Source organism: Streptomyces pyxinicus (assembly GCF_024753135.1).
GTDB lineage: Bacteria > Actinomycetota > Actinomycetes > Streptomycetales > Streptomycetaceae > Streptomyces > Streptomyces pyxinicus.
Map to the genome: position 1 here is coordinate 78,204 of NZ_JANUGP010000018.1, position 22,529 is coordinate 100,732.

Annotated in this window: 18 protein-coding genes; 2 read left to right on the forward strand and 16 right to left on the reverse strand. The window is 71.3% G+C overall.

Annotated features, from left to right (window positions below; genetic code table 11):
* Window positions 1-106 precede the first annotated feature (106 nt).
* Window positions 107-3,253, forward strand: coding sequence for an isoleucine--tRNA ligase (gene ileS, locus NX794_RS22640; protein WP_258780558.1), 3,147 nt, complete (start codon window positions 107-109; stop codon window positions 3,251-3,253).
* 171 nt (window positions 3,254-3,424) lie between these two features.
* Here the strand turns inward: ileS and NX794_RS22645 are convergent, their stop codons facing one another.
* From NX794_RS22645 to rsmH, 16 genes are all read right to left on the reverse strand, one after another.
* On the reverse strand, window positions 3,425-4,657 hold the full coding sequence (locus NX794_RS22645) for a DivIVA domain-containing protein (RefSeq protein ID WP_258780559.1): 1,233 nt from the start codon (window positions 4,655-4,657) through the stop codon (window positions 3,425-3,427).
* A 57-nt stretch (window positions 4,658-4,714) separates the two neighbouring features.
* Window positions 4,715-5,002: a YggT family protein gene (locus NX794_RS22650; protein ID WP_190017683.1), complete on the reverse strand. Its 288-nt coding sequence runs from the start codon at window positions 5,000-5,002 to the stop codon at window positions 4,715-4,717.
* A gap of 61 nt (window positions 5,003-5,063) precedes the next feature.
* A complete protein-coding gene (locus NX794_RS22655) occupies window positions 5,064-5,705 on the reverse strand; it encodes a cell division protein SepF (protein WP_258780560.1) in 642 nt (213 codons plus the stop codon).
* 128 nt (window positions 5,706-5,833) lie between these two features.
* Window positions 5,834-6,553, reverse strand: a complete 720-nt coding sequence (locus tag NX794_RS22660) for a YggS family pyridoxal phosphate-dependent enzyme (protein ID WP_258780562.1) — start codon at window positions 6,551-6,553, stop codon at window positions 5,834-5,836.
* Window positions 6,554-6,559: 6 nt separating this feature from the next.
* On the reverse strand, window positions 6,560-7,288 hold the full coding sequence (gene pgeF, locus NX794_RS22665) for a peptidoglycan editing factor PgeF (protein WP_258780564.1): 729 nt from the start codon (window positions 7,286-7,288) through the stop codon (window positions 6,560-6,562).
* Complete coding sequence (gene ftsZ, locus NX794_RS22670; RefSeq protein WP_258780565.1) at window positions 7,285-8,499, reverse strand: cell division protein FtsZ; 1,215 nt, start codon at window positions 8,497-8,499, stop codon at window positions 7,285-7,287. The genes pgeF and ftsZ overlap by 4 nt, the downstream gene beginning before the upstream one ends.
* Before the next feature lie 280 nt (window positions 8,500-8,779).
* Window positions 8,780-9,574, reverse strand: a complete 795-nt coding sequence (locus tag NX794_RS22675) for a cell division protein FtsQ/DivIB (RefSeq protein ID WP_258780566.1) — start codon at window positions 9,572-9,574, stop codon at window positions 8,780-8,782.
* Between the two features lie 26 nt (window positions 9,575-9,600).
* Window positions 9,601-10,689, reverse strand: coding sequence for an undecaprenyldiphospho-muramoylpentapeptide beta-N-acetylglucosaminyltransferase (gene murG, locus NX794_RS22680; protein WP_258780568.1), 1,089 nt, complete (start codon window positions 10,687-10,689; stop codon window positions 9,601-9,603).
* Window positions 10,690-10,695: 6 nt separating this feature from the next.
* The gene (gene ftsW / locus NX794_RS22685; protein WP_258780569.1) at window positions 10,696-12,057 is read right to left on the reverse strand and encodes a putative lipid II flippase FtsW; all 1,362 of its coding nucleotides are present in this window, start codon (window positions 12,055-12,057) and stop codon (window positions 10,696-10,698) included.
* Window positions 12,058-12,125: 68 nt separating this feature from the next.
* On the reverse strand, window positions 12,126-13,562 hold the full coding sequence (gene murD / locus NX794_RS22690) for a UDP-N-acetylmuramoyl-L-alanine--D-glutamate ligase (protein ID WP_258780570.1): 1,437 nt from the start codon (window positions 13,560-13,562) through the stop codon (window positions 12,126-12,128).
* Window positions 13,544-14,617: a phospho-N-acetylmuramoyl-pentapeptide-transferase gene (gene mraY, locus NX794_RS22695; RefSeq protein ID WP_258780571.1), complete on the reverse strand. Its 1,074-nt coding sequence runs from the start codon at window positions 14,615-14,617 to the stop codon at window positions 13,544-13,546. Before mraY ends, murD begins: the two co-directional genes overlap by 19 nt.
* Complete coding sequence (locus NX794_RS22700) at window positions 14,614-16,029, reverse strand: UDP-N-acetylmuramoyl-tripeptide--D-alanyl-D-alanine ligase (protein ID WP_258780572.1); 1,416 nt, start codon at window positions 16,027-16,029, stop codon at window positions 14,614-14,616. The genes mraY and NX794_RS22700 overlap by 4 nt, the downstream gene beginning before the upstream one ends.
* A gap of 28 nt (window positions 16,030-16,057) precedes the next feature.
* Window positions 16,058-17,578, reverse strand: coding sequence for a UDP-N-acetylmuramoyl-L-alanyl-D-glutamate--2,6-diaminopimelate ligase (locus NX794_RS22705; protein WP_258780573.1), 1,521 nt, complete (start codon window positions 17,576-17,578; stop codon window positions 16,058-16,060).
* A gap of 165 nt (window positions 17,579-17,743) precedes the next feature.
* Window positions 17,744-19,708, reverse strand: a complete 1,965-nt coding sequence (locus NX794_RS22710) for a peptidoglycan D,D-transpeptidase FtsI family protein (protein WP_309506016.1) — start codon at window positions 19,706-19,708, stop codon at window positions 17,744-17,746.
* A gap of 5 nt (window positions 19,709-19,713) precedes the next feature.
* Window positions 19,714-20,283 carry a cell division protein FtsL gene (gene ftsL, locus NX794_RS22715; protein WP_258780575.1) on the reverse strand — a complete coding sequence of 190 codons (570 nt, stop codon included), beginning with the start codon at window positions 20,281-20,283 and terminating at the stop codon, window positions 19,714-19,716.
* Between the two features lie 42 nt (window positions 20,284-20,325).
* A complete protein-coding gene (gene rsmH, locus NX794_RS22720) occupies window positions 20,326-21,282 on the reverse strand; it encodes a 16S rRNA (cytosine(1402)-N(4))-methyltransferase RsmH (RefSeq protein ID WP_258780576.1) in 957 nt (318 codons plus the stop codon).
* A gap of 420 nt (window positions 21,283-21,702) precedes the next feature.
* Between rsmH and NX794_RS22725 the strand changes: the two genes are divergently transcribed.
* Window positions 21,703-22,251 carry a beta-class carbonic anhydrase gene (locus tag NX794_RS22725; protein WP_428985946.1) on the forward strand — a complete coding sequence of 183 codons (549 nt, stop codon included), beginning with the start codon at window positions 21,703-21,705 and terminating at the stop codon, window positions 22,249-22,251.
* Window positions 22,252-22,529: the final 278 nt, after the last annotated feature.

Genomic DNA, 22,529 nt, shown 5'->3' on the forward strand with positions numbered 1-22,529 from the left:
GGCGGGGGCCAAGGAGGGTGGTACCGCGGGAGCGCGCCGCACACGGCGCGGACAGCTCTCGTCCCTCCGACGGAAGGCAGCAAGTTCCGTTGGAGGATGCTCGCAGATGACAGCGCCGACGTACCGCCAGGTGCCCGCCCAGGTCGACCTGCCCGCGCTTGAGCACGCGGTGCTCGACTTCTGGCGCGACCAGAAGGTCTTCGCCAAGAGCCTGGAGCGGTCCGAGGGCCGCCCCGAATGGGTGTTCTACGAGGGCCCGCCCACCGCCAACGGCATGCCGGGCGCGCACCACATCGAGGCGCGCGTCTTCAAGGACGTCTTCCCCCGCTTCCGCACCATGCGCGGCTACCACGTCGCCCGCAAGGCCGGCTGGGACTGCCACGGCCTGCCCGTCGAGCTGGCCGTCGAGAAGGAGCTGGGCTTCTCCGGCAAGAAGGACATCGAGGCGTACGGCATCGCCGCGTTCAACGCCCGGTGCCGCGAGTCGGTGACCCGGCACACCGACGCCTTCGCCGAGCTGACGACCCGCATGGGCTACTGGGTCGACCTGGACGACGCCTACCGCACCATGGACCCCGAGTACGTCGAGTCGGTCTGGTGGTCGCTGAAGGAGATCTTCGGCAAGGGCCTGCTGGTCCAGGACCACCGCGTCGCCCCCTGGTGCCCGCGCTGCGGCACCGGCCTGTCCGACCACGAGCTGGCGCAGGGCTACGAGACGGTCGTGGACCCCTCCGTGTACGTCCGCTTCCCGCTCACCTCAGGACCGCTGGCCGGCGAGGCCGCGCTGCTGGTGTGGACGACCACCCCGTGGACCCTGGTGTCCAACACGGCGGTCGCCGCGCACCCCGACGTCACCTACGTGGTCGCCACGGACGGCGAGGAGAAGCTGGTCGTCGCCGAGCCGCTGCTCGGCAAGGCGCTCGGCGAGGGCTGGGAGGCCACTGGGCAGACCTTCACGGGTGCCGAGATGGAGCGCTGGACGTACCAGCGCCCCTTCGAGCTGGTGGAGTTCCCGGAGCCGGCGCACTACGTGGTGAACGCCGAGTACGTGACCACCGAGGACGGCACGGGTCTGGTCCACCAGTCCCCCGCCTTCGGTGAGGACGACCTCAAGGTCTGCCGCGCCTACGGCCTGCCGGTGGTCAACCCGGTCCGCCCGGACGGCACGTTCGAGGAGGACGTCCCCCTCGTCAGCGGCGTCTTCTTCAAGAAGGCCGACGAACTGCTCACCGAGGACCTGAAGCAGCGCGGCCTGCTCTTCCGGCATCTGCCCTACGAGCACAGCTACCCGCACTGCTGGCGCTGCCACACCGCGCTGCTCTACTACGCGCAGCCCTCCTGGTACATCCGCACGACGGCGGTCAAGGACCGTCTCGTCCAGGAGAACGAGAAGACCAACTGGTTCCCGGAGACGGTCAAGCACGGCCGCTTCGGCGACTGGCTGAACAACAACATCGACTGGGCGCTGTCCCGCAACCGCTACTGGGGCACCCCGCTGCCGATCTGGCGCTGCGAGGACGACCACCTCACCTGCGCAGGCTCCCGCGCGGAGCTGTCCGAGCTGACCGGCACCGACCAGTCGGACCTCGACCCGCACCGCCCGTACATCGACGAGGTCACCTTCGCCTGCCCGCAGGAGGCTTGCGGCAAGACCGCCACGCGCGTGCCCGAGGTGATCGACGCCTGGTACGACTCGGGTTCGATGCCGTTCGCGCAGTGGGGCTACCCGTACAAGAACAAGGAGCTGTTCGAGAGCCGCTACCCGGCGCAGTTCATCTCCGAGGCGATCGACCAGACCCGCGGCTGGTTCTACACGCTGATGGCCGTCGGCACCCTGGTGTTCGACAAGTCGTCGTACGAGAACGTCGTCTGCCTGGGCCACATCCTGGCCGAGGACGGCCGCAAGATGTCCAAGCACCTGGGCAACATCCTCCAGCCGATCCCGCTCATGGACCAGCACGGCGCGGACGCGGTGCGCTGGTTCATGGCCGCCGGCGGCTCCCCGTGGGCCGCGCGCCGGGTCGGACACGGCACCATCCAGGAGGTCGTCCGCAAGACCCTGCTGACGTACTGGAACACGGTCGCCTTCCAGGCCCTGTACGCCCGTACCTCGCAGTGGGCGCCGAGCGCGGCGGACCCGGCCCCGGCCGACCGCCCGCTGCTGGACCGCTGGCTGCTGTCCGAGCTGCACGCGCTCACCGACCAGGTGACGCGGTCCCTGGAGGCGTACGACACCCAGCGCGCCGGCAAGCTGCTGTCCGCGTTCGTCGACGACCTGTCCAACTGGTACGTCCGCCGTTCGCGGCGCCGCTTCTGGCAGGGCGACAAGGCCGCGCTGCGCACGCTGCACGAGGTGCTGGAGACGGTCACCAAGCTGATGGCGCCCATCACCCCGTTCATCACCGAGCGGGTGTGGCAGGACCTGGTCGTGCCGGTCACCCCGGGCGCCCCGGAGTCGGTGCACCTGGCGTCCTGGCCGGAGGCGGACCTGTCGGCGATCGACCCGGACCTGTCGCGGCAGATGGTGCTGGTGCGCCGGCTGGTGGAGCTGGGGCGGGCCACGCGCGCGGAGTCGGGTGTGAAGACGCGTCAGCCGCTGTCCCGCGCGCTGATCGCGGCCACCGGTTTCGACTCCCTCGACCGCGAACTGCACGCCCAGATCACCGAGGAGCTGAACGTCTCCGCGCTGGCGTCGCTGGCCGAGGTCGGCGGCTCGCTGGTGGACACCACCGCCAAGGCCAACTTCCGCGCGCTCGGCAAGCGGTTCGGCAAGCGGGTGCAGGACGTGGCCAAGGCGGTCGCGCAGGCGGACGCGGCGGCGCTGTCGCTGGCGCTGCGCGAGGGCACGGCGTCGGTGGAGGTCGACGGGGAGACGGTCACGCTCGCCCCGGACGAGGTGATCATCACCGAGACCCCGCGCGAGGGCTGGTCGGTGGCCTCCGACTCCGGTGCCACGGTCGCGCTGGACCTGGAGATCACCGAGGAGCTGCGGCAGGCGGGCCTGGCCCGGGACGCGATCCGGCTGATCCAGGAGGCCCGCAAGAACAGCGGCCTGGACGTGGCCGACCGGATCGCGCTGCGGTGGACTTCCGCGGACCCGGCGGTGATCGCGGCGCTCGGTGAGCACGCCGGGCTGATCGCCGACGAGGTCCTGGCGACCGACTTCGCCCAGGGCGAGGCCGACGACAGCTACGGGGAGCCGTTCACCGACGAGGGGCTGGCCCTCACGTTCCGGCTGCGCAAGGCCTCGTAGACCGGCGGTTCCGGTGAAGGGCCCGGCCTCCGCTCCCGGAGGCCGGGCCCTTTCGCGTGGGGAGAACCGGAGCAACGCGCGTAAAAAGGGCGGGACCCCGGATCGGATGATCCGGGGTCCCGCCCTGAACGCTGCCGACGCCTATGGCGTACTACACACCGTGCCCGGTGCTCAGTTGTCGTCCTCGTCGATCAGGAACCCGCGCATCGGCGAGGGCGCCTGGCCCATCGGGGACGGACCCTGCGGACGGACCGGAGCCATCGGCTGGGTCATGGCCGGCGTCATCTGCTGCTGACCGCCGTAGGACGGCGCGGCCGGAGCGGACGGGCCGCCCATCGACGGGTTGCCGCCGTAGGACGGGGCGCTCGCGCCGGCCGGGGCCATGGAGGGCGCCGGGGACGGCGGCAGCGACGCGGTGGCCGGGGTGCGCGGCGGGGCCAGCGAGTCGTCGGCCTGCGTCTCCAGCTGGCGCAGCTGGGACTCCAGGTACGACTTCAGACGCGTGCGGTACTCGCGCTCGAAGCCGCGCAGGTCCTCGACCTTGCGCTCCAGCGTGGCGCGGGCGGACTCCAGGGAGCCCATCGCGACGCGGTGCTTCTCCTGCGCGTCCCGCTCCAGGGCGTCGGCCTTGGCACGGGCGTCCCGCTCCAGACCCTCGGCGCGGCTGCGGGCCTCGCCGACGATCTTGTTGGCCTCGGAACGGGCCTCGGCGATCGCCTGGTCGGCGGTCTGCTGGGCCAGCGAGAGGACGCGGGCGGCGCTGTCGCCACCGGGACCCTGACCGGGGCCGCCCATCGGACCGCCCATGGGGCCGCCCATCGGGCCACCCATCTGCTGCTGCATGGGCGGCTGGCCGCCCATCGGGCCCTGTCCCATGCCGCCCTGGCCCATCGGACCCTGACCCATCGGACCCTGGCCCATGCCGCCCTGACCCATGGAACCCTGACCCATGCCGCCCTGGCCCATGGACCCCTGGCCCATACCGCCCTGACCCATGGCGCCCTGACCCATCGGGCCGGGACCCTGCGGACCGCCCTGACCGCCGGGGCCGGCGGGGAGCTGCGGGGCACCGCTCGGCAGCTGGGGCGGGCCACCCATGGGGCCGCCCATCTGCTGCTGCGGCGGGCCCGATATCCCGGCGGGTACCGGAGCGCCGGGACCGCGCATGCCCTGCTGCTGCTGTTCCTGCTCCGGGGGACCCTTGCGCATGTTCTGCTGGTTCTGCGCGGCCGCGCGCGTGGCGGCGGCCAGCTTGGCGCGCAGGTCCTCGTTCTCGCGGAGCAGACGGGTCAGTTCGGCTTCGACCTCGTCGAGGAAGGCATCGACCTCGTCCTCGTCATAGCCTTCTCGGAGGCGGACGGTCGTGAACTGCTTGTTCCGCACGTCCTCGGGGGTCAACGGCATCTCTTCACCTCAACGTAGTCATCGGCAGTCGGCAAGACCGTATCGTCCATATTCTTCTCATCTCGCGAGGTTCGTAAGCGAGATGAGGATGTAAACGATGATCATCAGTACGAAGAAGGACAGGTCGAGCGCCACGCCCCCGAGACGCAGCGGCGGGATGAACCGCCGCAGAAGCTTCAGCGGTGGATCGGTGACAGTGTAGGTGGCCTCCAGTACGACCACCATCGCCTTGCCGGGTTGCCACGAGCGGGCGAACTGGAACACGTAGTCCATGACCAGCCGGAAGATCAGCACGACGAGGAACACCATCAGCGCGATGTAGATCACCTGCGCGAACACGCTCATGGCTTGGACTTCCCTCTCCCCTGTTCCGTGCTGTTCCGTACTTCGATCCGGTGGATGCGTCTCAGCTCTGGTTGAAGAACCCGCCCTCTGCGATGCGGGCCTTGTCCTCCGCCGTGACATCGACGTTAGCAGGAGACAACAGGAACACCTTCTGCGTCACCCGCTCGATGCTGCCGTGAAGACCAAACACCAAACCGGCCGCAAAGTCGACAAGTCGCTTGGCGTCTGTGTCATCCATCTCAGTCAGATTCATGATCACCGGGGTGCCCTCACGGAAGTGTTCCCCGATGGTACGGGCTTCGTTGTAGGTCCGCGGGTGCAGCGTGGTGATCCGGTACGGCTCTCGTTCCGACACGACCTTGGGCATGATCACCGGTGCGTTCTTCTCCAGGGACTGGCGTTCTTGTGTGATGGATGCCACGGGCGCGATCCGCGCGGGGCGGCCCGATTCCGCGGCGAGCGAAGTCGCGCGGGCCACCGGCTCGCGGGGCGCGGGCGGTTGCGTGATTCGCACCTCTTCGTCCCTTTGGGACTGGTGTGCACCGTGTGACTGGTGTGACGGCTCGTGCCGTCGGTGGTCCCGCTCCGGCTCCGGGTCCAGTTCGGGCTCGAAGTCGTCGTCGGGGTCGAATCCGCGGCCGTCGTAACCATCGTCCTCCACGAGGCCGAGGTAGACCGCCATCTTGCGCATCGCGCCGGCCATGCTCTGAGTCCTCCGCTCTGTGGTGGATCGACTGACGACTGCCAAGTGCCCGCGATCCACGTGGTCGTTGTGCCCGTCTTCCTGGGCATTGACCATATTTTCTGCTGTGGTCCGACTTCCTGGCGACGTTACCCGAGCCTGGAGCGGACACCGAGTACCGCGCTGCCGACGCGCACATGTGTCGCTCCGGCGGCCACGGCCTGTTCGAGGTCCGCACTCATCCCCGCGGACACCATGGTCGCAGCCGGATGGGTTCGGCGCAGGTGGGTCGACAAAACCATGAGCCGCTCGAACGCCGCCTGTTCGCGTCCCGCGTATTCCCCGGTGAGCGGCGCGACAGTCATCAGGCCGTCGATCCGCAGCCCCGGGGAGTCCGCCACCAGGCCGGCCAACTCCTCGATCCCCGCCGGGGCGACGCCACCGCGCTCACCCCGGCCGTCGGCGCCCGCGTCGAGCGCGACCTGGATCAGGCAGCCGACCTCGCGGCCGGTCCGCACCGCCTCCTTCGACAGGGCCGTCACCAGCCGGGCCCGGTCGACGGACTGCACCACATCGGCATAACCGACCACGGAACGCACCTTGTTGGTCTGCAACTGGCCGACGAAATGCCAGGAAAGCGGCAGATCCGCGCACACGGCGGCCTTGGGCGCCGCGTCCTGGTCGCGGTTCTCGGCGACGAGGCGCACGCCGAGCTCCGAGAGGATGCGTACATCGCTCGCCGGGTAGGTCTTGGTGACCACGATCAGCGTCACCTCCGCCCGCTCGCGCCCGGCCGCCACGCACGCGGCCGTGATGCGCTCCTCCACCTTCGCGAGGTTCGCGGCGAGTTCGTCTCTACGGTCCGTCATGCCCCATCAGTCCAGCCAGACATAGCCGGCGAGCCGCCCGGTGGTGCGGTCCCGTCGGTACGAGAAGTGGTCGTGCGACTCCAGCGTGCACACCGGCGACTGCGCCCGGTCGCGCACCCCGAGCCGGTCGAGCTGCGCGTGCACGCCGGCGCTCACGTCGACCGCCGGTGTGCCCCAACTGGTCTCAGCGTGCGCCGCCGGCTCGACGGCGGCCACCTCGGCGCGCATCGGCTCGGGCACCTCGTAGCACCGGCCGCACACGGCGGGTCCGGTGCGGGCGACGATCCGGTCCGGCTCGGCGCCGAGCGCGGTCATGGCCCGTACGGCGGCCGGGACGACGCCCTTGACCATCCCGGGCCGTCCCGCGTGGGCCGCCGCGACGACCCCGGCGACCGGGTCGGCCAGCAGGACCGGCACGCAGTCGGCGGTGAGGACGGCGAGGGCGAGTCCGCGGCGGACGGTGACGACGGCGTCGGCCGCCGGCACCGGGCCCTCGCCCCACGGCTCCTCGACCACCTCGGCGTCGGCACCGTGCACCTGGTTCATCCAGACTACCCGGGCCGCGTCGAGGCCGAGCGACTTCGCCGCCAGCTCCCGGTTGGCGCGCACCGCCTCGGGAACGTCCCCGACGGCACCCCCGAGATTCAGCTCCTCATACGGAGCGGCGCTCACCCCGCCCCACCGGTCGGTGAAGGCGAAGTGCGCGCCGCTCACGCTCTCGCGCCGTCCTATCACTTGAGGAAGTCCGGGACGTCCAGTTCCTCCGCCGCGCTGTCCGAGTAGGGGGGGCGCGGTGCCGGGGTGACCGGCGGGGCGACCGGGATCTCGGCGACCGGCTCGGGCGCCGGCTCCGGCTCCTCCTTCGGCTTGACGCTGCCGAGCGAGCCGAAGGACGGCCGGCTGGGCTCGGCCGGCCGGGCCGGGGCGGGCTCCTCGCGGCGGGCGGGGGCGGAGCCGGTGGAGGCCGAGCCGAGGACGTTGTCCCGGCGGGCCGGGGGCTGGCCGCCGTCGAAGCCGGCCGCGATCACGGTGACCCGGACCTCGTCACCGAGGGCGTCGTCGATGACGGCGCCGAAGATGATGTTGGCCTCCGGGTGCGCGGCCTCGCTGACCAGCTGGGCGGCCTCGTTGATCTCGAACAGGCCGAGGTCGGAGCCGCCGGAGATGGAGAGCAGCACGCCGCGGGCGCCGTCGATGGACGCCTCCAGCAGCGGCGAGGAGATCGCCATCTCGGCCGCGGCCACCGCGCGGTCGTCGCCGCGGGCGGAGCCGATGCCCATGAGGGCCGAACCGGCCTCGGACATGACCGACTTGACGTCGGCGAAGTCGAGGTTGATCAGACCGGGGGTGGTGATGAGGTCGGTGATGCCCTGCACGCCGGAGAGCAGGACCTGGTCCGCGGACTTGAAGGCGTCCAGGACCGAGACCTGGCGGTCCGAGATGGACAGCAGCCGGTCGTTGGGGATCACGATGAGGGTGTCGACCTCTTCGCGGAGTTCGGCGATGCCGTCCTCGGCCTGGTTGGCGCGGCGCCGTCCCTCGAAGGTGAACGGGCGCGTGACCACGCCGATGGTGAGGGCGCCGAGCGAACGCGCGATGTTGGCCACGACGGGCGCGCCGCCGGTGCCGGTGCCGCCGCCTTCACCGGCCGTGACGAAGACCATGTCGGCCCCCTTGAGGACCTCCTCGATCTCCTCGCGGTGATCCTCGGCGGCCTTGCGGCCGACGGCCGGGTTGGCGCCGGCGCCGAGTCCGCGGGTCAGTTCACGGCCCACGTCGAGCTTGACGTCGGCGTCACTCATCAACAGCGCCTGTGCGTCGGTGTTGATGGCGATGAACTCGACGCCCTTGAGACCGACCTCGATCATCCGGTTGATGGCATTGACACCACCGCCGCCGACACCGATGACCTTGATGACTGCGAGGTAGTTCTGCGGTGCTGCCACGTCGAAGGCCTCTCGCCTCGAATTACGTTGTCGCCGCGGTGCGGTTGCCCCGCGCCGGGACGACGGATGCCGAATGGGACGGTCCGTAGCGCCGACCCGAACCCTAACGTTGAAGTTTAGGGTTACCAGTGTGTCTGTTCCCTTAAGTCTTCTGAACAGGACACTAAGTCGACAAGTGGCGCCCGTTCAACGAACACGCCGAACCTCCCGTTTTTCTTTTCACCCTATGTGATCAGCCATAGCGGTGCCCAACCAGGGTGCTGGCCTGCGCTGATGTGCGTCAACTCGCCGATGACGCAGGGGCGGTGGGGACGCTGACGTCGAAGTGCCGTGCGCCGGGGGCTGCTTTCATGAGAGCGGTGAGGGTCCGTGCCTTGGCGCGCCCGTTCTCGTCGCTGCCCCAGGCGACGGTGCGGCCGCCGCTCAACTCCAGCGTGATGTCGTCGTAGGAGCGCACCCGTACGGTGCGGGTGTCGCGGGCCACGGCGGCCGGCAGCGCGCCGGCGATCCGCACCGACTCGCGCACCAGCCGGCCGGTACCGAACCGCCGGAGGGCGGCGGCGCCGGAACCGGTGCGGGAGACGGAGAGTTCGAGCGTCGGGACGCCGTGCGGCGCCCGCGCGACGGTGGCGAACCGGACGCCCTCGTCGTCGATCTCGGTGAACTTCCCGCCTTTTCGGGCCAGCAGGACCGGGGTGCGCTCGACCACCTTCAGCCCGATGCCGTGCGGCCAGGCGCGGACCACGTCGACCGTGTCGATGCGCGGGAGTTTCCTGGCGAGCCGGGCCTCGATGCCGTCGGTGTCGACGGAGGCCATCGGCGACCCGACGGGGACGGCCGCCGCCTCGCGCACCTCGGCGGGGGTCAACACGAGCGTGCCGGACACCGAGACGTGCCGGACACGCAGCCACTGGGAGCCGTACAACGCCCAAGCACCGCCCGCCCCGAGGAGGACGAGGGCCACGGCCAGGATGACGATCGTACGAAGTCGCAGACGTGCGCGGCCCCGGGCGGGGGGCGGGCCGGACGACTCCTGCTGGCGTTCACCGCGCTCGGCGGTCGTCGGTCCGGCCACGCTCACTACCCTTTCGTCATATGGTCCTAACGGCGTGAGGCGATCGCCTCGTACACCATGCCGACGAGGAGTTCGTCGGCGTCCCGGCGGCCGAACTCGCTCGCCGCGCGGGACATCTCGTACAGCCGGTGCGGATCGGCGAGCACGGGCAGCACGTTCTGCTGCACCCACTCGGGCGTCAGCTCCGCGTCGTCGACGAGGAGTCCGCCGCCGGCCTTGACCACCGGCTGGGCGTTCAGCCGCTGTTCGCCGTTGCCGATGGGCAGCGGGACGTAGGCGGCCGGGAGTCCGACGGCGGAGAGTTCGGCGACGGTCATCGCGCCCGCGCGGCAGAGCATCATGTCGGCCGCGGCGTACGCGAGGTCCATCCGGTCCAGGTAACTTACCGGGATGTATGGGGGCATCCCCGGCATCTGGTGCACCTGCGGCAGTTCGTTCTTCGGTCCGACCGCGTGCAGGATCTGGATGCCGGCCTGCTGGAGCCAGGGGGCGACCTGCTGGACCACCTCGTTGAGCCGGCGGGCGCCCTGGGAGCCGCCGGAGACGAGCAGCGTGGGCAGGTTGGGGTCGAGGCCGAAGCGGTGCCGGGCCTCGGGGCGGGCCGCCGCCCGGTCCAGGGTGGCGATGGAGCGGCGCAGCGGGATGCCGATGTAGCGGGCGTCGCGCAGCTTGCTGTCGGGCGTGGAGACGGCGACCCGGGCCGCGTACCGCGAACCGATCTTGTTGGCCAGGCCGGGGCGGGCGTTGGCCTCGTGGATCACGATCGGCACGCCGAGCCGCTTGGCGGCCAGGTAGCCGGGCAGCGCCACGTAGCCGCCGAAGCCGACCACGCAGTCGGCCTTGGTGCGCTCCAGGATCTGCTCGGCGGCCTTGATGGTGCCGCGCAGCCGGCCCGGCACGGTGATCAGCTCGGGGGTCGGCTTGCGGGGCAGCGGCACCGCCGGGATCAGCCCCAGCTCATAGCCGCGTTCCGGGACGAGCCGGGTCTCCAGACCGCGTTCCGTGCCCAGGGCCGTGATCCCCACGGTCGGGTCCTGCCTGCGCAGGGCGTCCGCGAGGGCGAGCGCGGGCTCGATGTGGCCGGCGGTCCCCCCACCGGCGAGTACGACATGCACCGAAATTCACCGCTCTCCGGACGGACGCGCCGCCGAGGCACGCCGTCGCATCGTGTTCCATCTCCGAGGCCCCCGCTCGGCACCGGAGCCTCCCGCCCGCTTTCTACCAAAGCGAGGTTGCCGCACCGCGAGCGCCGCCCGGGTAGCGGGCTCGTCGCGCGCGAAGGCGATCAGCAGCCCGATGGCGAACATGGTCGGCAGCAGGGCGGACCCTCCGTAGGAGAACAGCGGGAGCGGGACGCCGGCGATCGGCAGCAGACCGAGCACCGCACCGATGTTGATCACCGCCTGGGCGGTGATCCAGGTGGTCACGCCTCCCGCGGCATACCTGACGAAGGGGTCCTCCGTGCGTCCGGCCACGCGGATACCCGCATAGCCTAGAGCCGCGAACAGGGCGAGCACCGACAGCGTCCCCGCCAGGCCCAGTTCCTCACCGGTGACGGCGAAGATGAAGTCCGTGTGCGCCTCGGGGAGTTGGCCCCATTTTTCCACACTCGCGCCGAGCCCCGAGCCGAAGATCCCGCCGGAGGCCAGCGCGTAGATGCCGTGCACGGCCTGCCAGCAGTCGGCCACCCCGGACTTGGGCTCGGTGGCGCCGATGCAGGCCAGGCGGGCCATCCGGTTGGGGCTGGTCTTGATCAGGACCACGCCGATCAGGCCGGCCACCGACAGCACCCCCGCGAACAGCCGGGTCGGCGCCCCCGCGAGCCACAGCAGGCCGAAGAGGATCGCTGTGAGAATGATCGCGGTGCCCATGTCGCCGCCGAGCATGATCAGGCCGAGCAGCAGGAAGGCGACCGGCACCAGCGGCACCAGCATGTGCTTCCACTGGGTGAGCAGCTTCCGCTCCTGCTTGCGCGCGATCAGGTCCGCGCCCCACAGCACCAGGGCCAGCTTGCCGAACTCGCTGGGCTGGATCTGGAAGGAGCCGCCGAGGGAGATCCAGTTCTGGTTGCCGTTGACCGCCATCCCTATCCCCGGCACCTGCACCAGGGCCATCAGGAAGACGGCACCGGCCAGGATCGGGTAGGCCAGCGCCCGGTGCAGCCGGACCGGCATCCGGGAGGCGGTGAGGAGCAGGCCGCCGCCGATGGCCGCGGCGAGGAACTGCTTGCGGAAGAAGTAGGAGCCGGGCAGCGAGAGTTGCAGCGCGGTGATCTGGGAGGCCGAGTAGACCATCACCAGGCCCAGCACGGTGATCAGCACGCTGGCGCCGACGATCAGGTAGTAGGCGGTCAGCGGGCGGTCCCAGGCCTTGCGCGCGCGGGTGTACGACCGCCGTACGGGGTTCTCGCGGGCAGGGCGCGGGAGGACGGGGCGCCGGGACGCCCGCTGTACGGGCGGGCGGCCGGTACGGCTACCGGGCATCGGCGCCTCCACTGAACGTCGACCGTCCCACGCGTCCCTCCCAAGATCCGCCCGGCAGGCGGCCGGGGTCAGGCGCCGAGTTCGCGGACCGCAGCCGCGAACGCGTCGCCGCGCTGGTTGTAGTTGGTGAACATGTCCATGGAGGCGCAGGCCGGGGCCAGCAGCACCGTGTCGCCGGGCTGCGCGAGCCGCTTCGCCTCCGTCACCGCCTGGAGCATCGCCCCAGTGTCGGTCCGGTCGAGGTCCACCACGGGTACTTCCGGGGCGTGTCGCGCGAGGGCCTCGCGGATCAGCGCCCGGTCGGCGCCGATCAGGACGGCGCCGCGCAGCCGCTTGGCCGACCTGGTGACGAGTTCGCCGAAGGTCGCGCCCTTCGCCAGACCGCCCGCGATCCATACGATCGGTTCATATGACGCCAATGACGCTTCCGCGGCATGCGTGTTGGTCGCCTTGGAGTCGTCGACGTACGCGACCCCGTCGAGGTCGGCGACGTGCGCGATGCGGTGCGCGTCGGGGCGGAAGTTCCGCAGCCCCTCGCGTACGGCGGCGGCGGGCACGCCGAAGGCGCGCGCGAGGGCCGCGGCGGCGAGGGCGTTGGCGATGTTGTGCGGGGCCGGCGGGTCGACGTCGGCGACCTCGGCCAGCTCCTGGGCGTTCTTGTGCCGGTCCGCGACGAACGCGCGGTCGACCAGGATGCCCTCCACGACGCCGAGTTGGGAGGGCGCGGGGGTGCCGAGGGTGAAGCCGACGGCGCGGCAGCCCTCCTCGACGTCGGCCTCCCGGACCAGGTCCTCGGTGCGCCGGTCGGCGACGTTGTAGACGCAGGCGACCTGGTTGCCCTCGTAGATCCGGCCCTTGTCGGCGGCGTAGGCGGCCATGGAGCCGTGCCAGTCCAGGTGGTCCGGGGCGAGGTTCAGCACCGCCGCGGAGTGGGCGCGCAGGGAGGGCGCCCAGTGCAGCTGGTAGCTGGACAGTTCGACGGCGAGCACGTCGTACTCCTCCTCGCCGAGGACCGCGTCCAGCAGGGAGACGCCGATGTTGCCGACGGCGGCCGTGCGCAGGCCGGCCGCCTTCAGGATGGCGGCGAGCATCTGGACGGTGGTGGTCTTGCCGTTGGTGCCGGTGACGGCGAGCCAGGGGGCCGCGCCCGGTCCCCTGAGCCGCCAGGCCAGTTCGACGTCGCCCCAGACGGGCACGCCCGCCTGTTCGGCCGCGCGGAAGAGCGGCTTGTCCGGCTGCCAGCCGGGCGCGGTGACGATCAGCTCGGTGCCCTCCGGCAGGGTGGCCCCGTCGCCCAGGCGCACGGTGATGCCGAGCGCCTCAAGCGGTGCGGCCTGCTCCCGGGCGCGGTCGTCGTCGCCGTCGTTGACGACCGTGACGACCGCTCCGCGCGCGTGCAGCACCTTGGCCGCCGGGATCCCGGAGACGCCGAGCCCGGCGACGGTGACGTGCGTGCCCCGGAGGTCCAAGGGCGCCGAGGTGGAGGTCACTTGTCCGCTGCCCATCCCGCGTAGAAGAGGCCCAGTCCGACGATCACACAGATGCCCTGGATGATCCAGAAACGGACCACGACCAGGACCTCGGACCAGCCCTTGAGTTCGAAGTGGTGCTGGAGCGGTGCCATCCGGAAGACGCGCTTGCCGGTGAGCCGGAAGGAGCCGACCTGGATGACGACCGACATGGTGATGAGGACGAACAGGCCGCCCATGATGGCCACCAGCAGCTCCGTGCGGGAGAGGATGGCCAGGCCGGTGAGGACACCGCCGAGCGCGAGCGAACCGGTGTCGCCCATGAAGATCTTGGCCGGCGAGGTGTTCCACCACAGGAAGCCGAGGCAGGCGCCCATCAGGGCGGAGGCGATGACCGCGAGGTCCAGCGGGTCGCGCACCTCGTAGCAGGCGCCCGGGTTGGTCAGGGTCTGCGCGTTGGCGCAGGACTCCTGGAACTGCCACACACCGATGAACGTGTAGGCGCCGAAGACCAGCACGGAGGCGCCGGTGGCCAGGCCGTCCAGACCGTCGGTCAGGTTCACGCCGTTGGACATGGCGAGGATCATGAACAGCGCCCAGACCACGAACAGCACCGGGCCGATCGACCAGCCGAAGTCGGTGATGAACGACAGCTTGGTGGACGCCGGGGTGTTGCCGCGCGCGTCGGAGAACATCAGCGACAGCACCGCGAAGGAGATGCCGACGATCAGCTGACCGGCCATCTTGGCCTTGGCCCGCAGACCGAGCGAACGCCGCTTGACGATCTTGATGTAGTCGTCCAGGAAGCCGACCAGGCCCATGCCGAACATCAGGCCGAGGACCAGCAGTCCGGAGTAGGTCGGCGACTTGCCGGTGATGACCTTGCTCAGGAAGTACGCCGCGATCGTCGCCAGGATGAAGGCGATACCGCCCATGGTCGGCGTACCGCGCTTGCTGGCGTGCTCGCGCGGGCCGTCGTCACGGATGTACTGGCCGTAGCCCTTGCGGGCCAGCAGCTTGATCAGCAGCGGGGTGCCGATCAGCGTCAGGAAGAGGCCGATGACTCCCGAGAACAGCACCTGGTTCATCATCGGGCCGCGACCTCACCCTCGGCACCGGTCTCGACGAGCGCCTGGGCGACGCTCTCCAGCCCCACCGAACGGGACGCCTTCACGAGGACGACGTCCCCCGGGCGCAACTCGCTGCGCAACAGGTCGATCGCCGCCTGTGCGTCGGACACGTGCACCGACTCCTCACCCCACGAACCCTCGTTATATGCGCCCAGTTGCAGCCAGGAGGCCTCAACCCCCCCGACGGCGACGAGCTTGCTGACGTTGAGCCGGACGGCGAGCCGTCCGACGGCGTCGTGCTCGGCGAGCTCCTCGTCCCCCAACTCGGCCATCTTGCCGAGCACCGCCCAGGTCCGCCGCCCCCGGCCCATGGCCGCGAGCGCCCGGAGGGCGGCCCGCATGGACTCGGGGTTGGCGTTGTAGGCGTCGTTGACGATGGTCACGCCGTCCGGGCGCTCGGTGACCTCCATGCGCCAGCGGGAGAGGGAGCCCGCCTCGGAGAGCGCGGTGGCGATCTCCTGCGCGGACATGCCCAGCTCATGGGCGACGGCGGCCGCGGCGAGCGCGTTCGACACGTGGTGCTCACCGTACAGGCGCATGGTCACATCGCATGCACCGGAGGGTGTGTGAAGCCTGAAGGCGGGCTGTCCGCTGTCCGTGAGTCGTACGTTCTCGGCCCGTACGTCCGCTTCGGCCGACTCTCCGAAAAGGACCACCTTCGCCTGGGTACGGGAGGCCATGGCCCGGACCAACGGGTCGTCGGCGTTGAGGACCGCCACGCCGCCGTCCTCGGCGGCCGGCAGGGCCTCCACGAGTTCGCCCTTGGCCTGGGCGATCTGCTCGCGGCCGCCGAACTCGCCGATGTGGGCGGTGCCGACGTTGAGCACCAGGCCGATCCGCGGCGGGGTGAGACCGGTGAGGTAGCGGATGTGGCCGATGCCCCGGGCGCCCATCTCCAGGACCAGGAAACGGGTTTCCGCGGTCGCGGACAGCGCGGTCAGCGGCAGCCCGATCTCGTTGTTGAACGAGCCGGGCGTGAACACGGTCGGCGCCTGGCGCCGGAGCACCTGGGCGATGAGGTCCTTGGTGCTGGTCTTGCCGGCCGAACCGGTCAGGGCGACGAGGGTCGCGCCGAGGCGGGCCACGACGTGCCGGGCGAGGGCGCCGAGGGCGTTCTGCACGTCCTCGACGACGATCGCGGGCGCCCCGACCGGGCGGGACGCCAGGACGGCGACCGCGCCGGCCTCGACGACCCGCGCCGCGTAGTCGTGGCCGTCGACGCGTTCGCCGACGAACGCGGCGAACAGGCTGCCGGGCACCACCTCGCGGGAGTCCCGGACGACCGGGCCCGTGACCTGGACGGACGGATCCGGTATGTCGTGCGTCTGCCCGCCGACGACTGCTGCGATCTCGGCGAGGGAGAGGGCGATCACAAGTTCATCCCGTGGGTCTTCTGGATTTTCATCCCTGGGCGTTCTGGACGGCTTCGCGGAGCACCTGGCGGTCGTCGAAGGGACGGATCACACCGGCGATGTCCTGGCCCTGCTCGTGGCCCTTGCCGGCGACCAGGACGGTGTCCCCGGGCTGCGCGCGGCCGACGGCGGCGGCGATCGCGGCGGCCCGGTCCTCGAACAGGAGTACCTCGCCGCGCTCGTGCGCGGGCACGGAGGCCGCGCCCTGGAGCATGGTCGCGAGGATCGCGAGGGGGTCCTCGGAGCGGGGGTTGTCGGAGGTCAGCACGGCCGTGTCGGAGAGCCGGGCGACGGCGGCGCCCATCGGGGCCCGCTTGGTCCTGTCCCGGTCGCCGCCGCAGCCGAGGACGACGTGCAGCCGGCCCTTGGTGACCTTGCGCAGGGCCTTGAGCACCGATTCGACCGCGTCGGTCTTGTGGGCGTAGTCCACGACCGCGAGGTACGGCTGCCCGGCGTCGACGCGCTCCAGGCGGCCCGGGACGCCCGGGACGGCGGCGATGCCGTCGGCGGCGGTCTGCGGGTCGAGGCCGGCCGCGGTGAGGGCGACGACGGCGGCGAGGGTGTTCGCCACGTTGAACGGGCCCGCGAGCGGCGACCTGGCGTGCACCCGCTCGCCGTTCGGGCCGAGCACGGTGAACGTCGAGTCCATCGGGCCGACCTGGACGTCCGCGGCGCGCCAGTCGGCGTCCGGGTGTCCCTCGGCGGAGTAGGTGACGACCGGCACGGTCGCCTCGGCGGCGAGCCGGCGGCCGTACTCGTCGTCGGCGTTGACGACGCCGAGCCTGCTGCGCCGGGGCGTGAAGAGCTGCGCCTTGGCCCGGAAGTAGTCCTCCATGCCGGAGTGGAACTCCATGTGTTCCGGGCTCAGGTTGGTGAAGACGGCGATGTCGAAGACGCAGCCGTCGACCCGGCCGAGGACCAGCGCGTGGCTGGAGACCTCCATGGCGACCGCCTCGACGCCGCGTTCGCGCATGACGGCGAACAGGGCCTGGAGATCGGTGGCCTCGGGGGTGGTGCGCTCGGACTTGATGCGCTCCTCGCCGATGCGCATCTCCACCGTGCCGATCAGCCCGGTGCTGCGGACGGCCTTGAGACCGCCCTCGACCAGGTAGGCGGTGGTGGTCTTGCCGGAGGTGCCGGTGATGCCGATCTGGAGCAGGTCGCGCCCGGGGTGGCCGTAGATGGTGGCGGCCAGTTCGCCCATCCGCGCGCGCGGGTCGTCCACGACCAGCACCGGCAGTCCGGTGGCCGTGGCGCGCTCGGCGCCGGCCGGATCGGTGAGCACGGCGGCGGCGCCCAGGCTCGCGGCCTGGGTGGCGAAGTCGGCGCCGTGCAGGCGGGCGCCCGGGAGGGCGGCGTACAGGTCGCCGGGGCGGACGGCGCGCGAGTCGTGGGTGATGCCCGTGACCTCGGCGGCGCCGGCCGGAGCGGCGGTACCCAGCTGATCGGCCAGTTCCGCGAGGGGGGTGGCGGAGACGTGAACCGGTCGTGGCGGCCCCGGGTAGGTCACGGAAGCGCCCTTCTGGGTGGTTTGGGACTGATCAGCATGTGGCACGGCGGTGAGCGTACCGGGCGTGCGGGCTCCGGAGCGAAGTGAGGGACTGGCGTCCCCGTGGTTCCCGGGGCCGGGAGTGATCGTTGTCACGGGCGGTTCCTGGTGTTTCCGAGGTGCTGATCAGGGCTTGTAGCTGACGGGCAGGTTGGCGGCCTTCGCGCCGGTCGGCGGGACCTGGAGGGTCTTCAGCGCGAACTCCATCACCTGCTTGTAGATCGGCCCGCAGATCTGGCCGCCGAAGTAGCTGCCGCTGGTGGCGTTCTGGATGGCGCAGTAGACGGTGATCCGCGGCTTGTCCGCGGGCGCGAAACCGGCGAAGGAGGAGGTGTAGCCGCGGTAGCGGCCGGTGGCCGGATCCACGCGGTTGGCCGTGCCGGTCTTGCCCGCGACCCGGTACCCGGGGATGCGGGCCTTGATGCCGGTGCCCTGCTCGTCGTCCACCACGGACTCCAGCATCTGGGCCAGCGTCTTGGCGGTCTTGGCGCTGACGACCCTGTTCTCCTCGGGCTTCTTGGCCGGGGTGAAGCGTCCGTCGGCGCCCTTGGTGCCGCGCACCAGGGTCGGCTCGACCCGCACTCCGCCGTTGGCGATGGTCGAGTACACGGAGGCGGCCTGCATGGCGTTGATGGAGAAGCCCTGGCCGAAAGGGATCGTGTACTGCTGCGAGGTGGACCACTTCTGCGGCGGTGCGAGGATGCCCCGGGTCTCGCCCGGGAAGCCGAGCCCAGTGTCCTCGCCGATGCCGAACTTGCGCAGGTAGGAGTAGAGGACCTTGTTGGCCTCGGGCTGGGTCTTGCCGAGTTCGCCGGTGGCCAGGATGGTGCCGATGTTGCTGGACTTGGCCAGGACGCCGTTGAGCGTGAGGTTCCAGGTGGCGTGGTCGACGTCGTCCTGGAAGAGCCGGTCGCCGCGGTGCAGCCGGTTGGGTACGACGACGTGGGTGAGCGGGGTGGCCGCGTTCTGCTCCAGCACGGCCGCCATCGACATCACCTTCGCCGTGGAGCCGGGCTCGTAGGCGTCCTGCACGGCCGCGTTGCCCATGGCGTCGCCGTCGGCCTTCGAGAGGTCGTTGGGGTCGAAGCCGGGTGAGTTGGCCATGGCCAGGATCTGTCCGGTACGGGTGTCCTGGACGATGACGTACCCGCGGTCCGCCCTGGACTCCTTGACCTGCTCGCTGATCGCGTTCTGCGCGGCCCACTGGATGTCGCGGTCGATGGTCAGCTCCACGTCGGCGCCGGGCTCCGCGGGCGTCTCCGTCGACCCGGCGGTGGGCACCTGCCGGCCGCCGGACTGGGCGTAGCGGACCTTGCCGTCCTTGCCGGAGAGCTGCTTGTTCAGCGCCTGCTCGATGCCGCCGCCGCCCTTGCCGTCGGCGTTGACCCAGCCCAGTATCCCGGCGGCGAGGTCCTTGTTGGGGTACACGCGCTGGCTGCTGGGGTCGGCGAAGACGCCGCCGAGCACGTTGACGGTCGTCCGGTCGGTCTCGGCCTTCTTGGCGAGCGCGCTGCGCAGGTCCTTGATCTGCTTCCAGACCTGCGGGGTCTGCCGGTTGGCGAGCCGGGCGTAGCGGGAGTCCTTGTTGGCCGGGCGCAGCTTCTTGACCAGGGCGGCCCGGTCCTGGCGGAGGATCGGCGCGAGCAGCGCGGCGGCCTGTTCGGGGCCGTTGCCGATCTTCAGCTCCTCGCGGCTGAACATCGTCGGGTCGGCCGTGATGTCGTAGGCGTCCTCGCTGACGGCCAGGGCCACGCCGTTGCGGTCGCTGATGCCACCGCGCTCGGCGGCCAGGGTGTGCACCACGTAGCGGTTCTGCTCGGCGCGGGCCGCGTAGGCGCCGGCGTCGACGGCCTGCACCTGGAGCAGCCTGACGACGAAGGCGAGCATCACCAGGGTCAGCCCGAGGCCGACCAGACGCAGCCGGGGCCGGGGGCTGCCGAGGCGCAACGGGGGCGGGGGCATGGGCCGGGCGCCACTCGGCCGGCGAACCGGCCGGGCACCGGGCCCGGGCCGCCCCCGTACGGCCCCACGCGGCCGGGGCGGCTTGGCGGGCGCGGGCACCCGACGGCGCGGCGGTTCCCTGTCGGACACTTCCGTCACCTGCCGGGGGTCGGGGTGGACGCGGGCTGGACTGGGGCGAGCGGCGCCGCCGTGACCGGCATCGGCTGGGCGGGCGCGGTCTGGGGCGGGGCCGGCGTCGCGGCGGGCGGTACGGCCCCGGGGGTGGCCGGGGGCGGTGCGGCGAGCGGGTCCGCCGGGGTGGTGAGGGCGGCCGGGTCGGCGGCGGCCGGGCTCGGGACGCCCTTGACGGAGCCGTCGGGGCCGAGGAAGGCAGGGTCGCCGCCGGGGACCATGCCGAGCTGCCGGGCGCGGCGCTGGAGGGCGTCGGGGGCCGAGTAGGCGTCGATGTCCCGCTGGAGCGCCTGTTCCTGGTCGGTGAGGTTCTTCGTCCGCTTCTCCAGGTCGGCGAGCTTGAACGAGCCTTCGCTGAGGGCGGAGTTCAGCACCAGCAGTCCGATGAGGCCGCCGCCCAGGAGCAGGACGACGAGCAGGACGAAGGGGGTGCGGGCCGCCTTCGCGCGGCCGGCCGGGAGAAGTCGGGCGAGCCGGGCCGCCCTGCCCCTCAGCTCGGGTTTCCCGCTCCTCGGCTGCGGTTTCCTACCCACCGCTCCTCCCGTGGCCTGGACAGGCCGGCCGACCCCTGTGGCTCACTCGGCGTCCCTCCTGATGCGTTCGGCGCCGCGCAGCCGGGCCGGCGCGGCCCGGCGGTTCTCGGCGATCTCTTCCTCGGTGGGAAGTTCGGCACCACGGGTGAGCAGCTTGAGTCTCGGCTGGTAGCGCTCGGGCACGACCGGCAGCCCGGGCGGCGCGGTGGAGGCGGCCCCGGCCGCGAACACCTGCTTCACCAGGCGGTCTTCGAGCGAGTGGTACGACAGCACCGCGACGCGTCCGCCGACGTCGAGCGCCTTCACGGCGGCCGGGATCGCCCGCTCCAGGACGGACAGCTCGCCGTTGACCTCGATGCGCAGCGCCTGGAAGGTGCGCTTGGCCGGGTTGCCGCCGGTGCGCTTGGCGGCCTGCGGCAGCGAGTCCCGGATCAGCTCGACCAGTCGGGCGCTGTTCGAGAACGGCTCCTTCTCGCGCTCGCGGACGACGGCGGAGACGATCCGCTTGGCCTGCTTCTCCTCGCCGTACGCGCGCAGGATGCGCACGAGTTCGCCGGCGGGATAGGTGTTGAGGACCTCGGCGGCGCTGATGCCGGTCGTCTGGTCCATGCGCATGTCCAGGGGGGCGTCCTGGGCGTAGGCGAAGCCGCGGTCGGCCTCGTCCAGTTGCATGGAGGAGACGCCGAGGTCGAAGAGGACGCCCTGCACATGGGGGACGCCGAGCCGGTCGAGGACGTCGGGCAGCTCGTCGTAGACGGCGTGTACCAGGGTGGCGCGCTCACCGTGGGGCGCGAGGCGCTCACCGGACAGGCGCAGTGCCTCCTTGTCCCGGTCGAGGCCGATGAGCCGGGCCTCGGGGAACCGGTCGAGCAGCGCCTCGCTGTGGCCGCCGAGGCCGAGGGTGCAGTCGACGACCACCGCTCCCGGGCGCTCCAGTGCGGGTGCCAGCAGGTCCAGGCACCGCTGGAGCATCACCGGGACGTGTCGACTCTGGCTCAAGGAGGCCTCTCAGGATCCGGCGTGGAGCACACGCACCGCCGGGTCCCCGCTCGCTCGTGAGGAGGCGGGCCGCCGGCGCCGGAAGCGTCAGCCGACCGGGAGCGGGAGGAGGCCGAGCCGTACGTGCGCGCCGCGCACGTGGGGAGACTTGTCCGGGCGGATGCCGGGGTCTCCGGGGGTTTCACCAGCAGGGAGCGCCGCGCCTCCCGCTTCGCGTCACTTTAGTCCACCCTGTCTCGCGGTCAATCAACCGGCCTGCGCGTCGCGCACCGCCGCGCGGTGGACGCCGCGATTCGTCTCGTTTCACTCGTCCGGCCCGGGTTCGCCCCCGTGTGGGTTAGCTCACAACAAGCCACGATGACGTTCTTTGTCCGCTCTCACAGCAGGCCGGGCTGCCCGGTGACCAGTAACGTCGTCGGTATGACGACTTCTGCAGCGGCACCCACTGGTTCCGAAGGCGCCATAACGGTAGGCGGCGCCGTGACCGACCGGCTGGTGGAGGCGAACGAGCACTACGCCGAGGCCTTCACCGACCCCGGCATGGACGCCCGTCCGGTCCTCCACGTCGCCGTCGTGGCCTGCATGGACGCCCGTCTCGACCTGCACGCCGCGCTGGGCCTTGAGCTGGGCGACTGTCACACCATCCGCAACGCCGGCGGGGTGGTGACCGACGACGTGATCCGCTCGCTGACCATCAGCCAGCGCAAGCTCGGCACCCGCAGCGTGGTGCTGATCCACCACACGAACTGCGGTCTGGAGGCTCTCACCGAGGACTTCCGCAGCGAGCTGGAGATGGAGGTCGGCCAGCGTCCGGCATGGGCGGTGGAGTCCTTCCGGGACGTGGACCAGGACGTCCGGCAGTCCATGCAGCGGGTGCGCACCTCGCCGTTCCTGCTGCACAAGGAGGACGTGCGCGGATTCGTCTTCGACGTGCGCACCGGTCTGCTGCGCGAGGTCGACCCGGCCTGACCGGTCGCCGCGACCTCACCGGCCGTCGCGACCTCACCGGCCGTCCCGGTCCGGCCGTCCGCCCCGGTCCGGCCGGCCGCCCACTCCGGACTCCACCCTCCCTATATCGAAAACACGGTCGAAAAGCACGTAAGGCCGACTTCGTGCGGGCAGTTGTCCACAGGCGGTGACACGAATCGGTAACGGCGGCAAGAATGCGGGTGTGACGTCACGCGGAACCGTTGCCGCGTGGTGTCCGTGTTTCGGGGTGGGCCGGTTTCGCATCGCAGAGCGTCGGC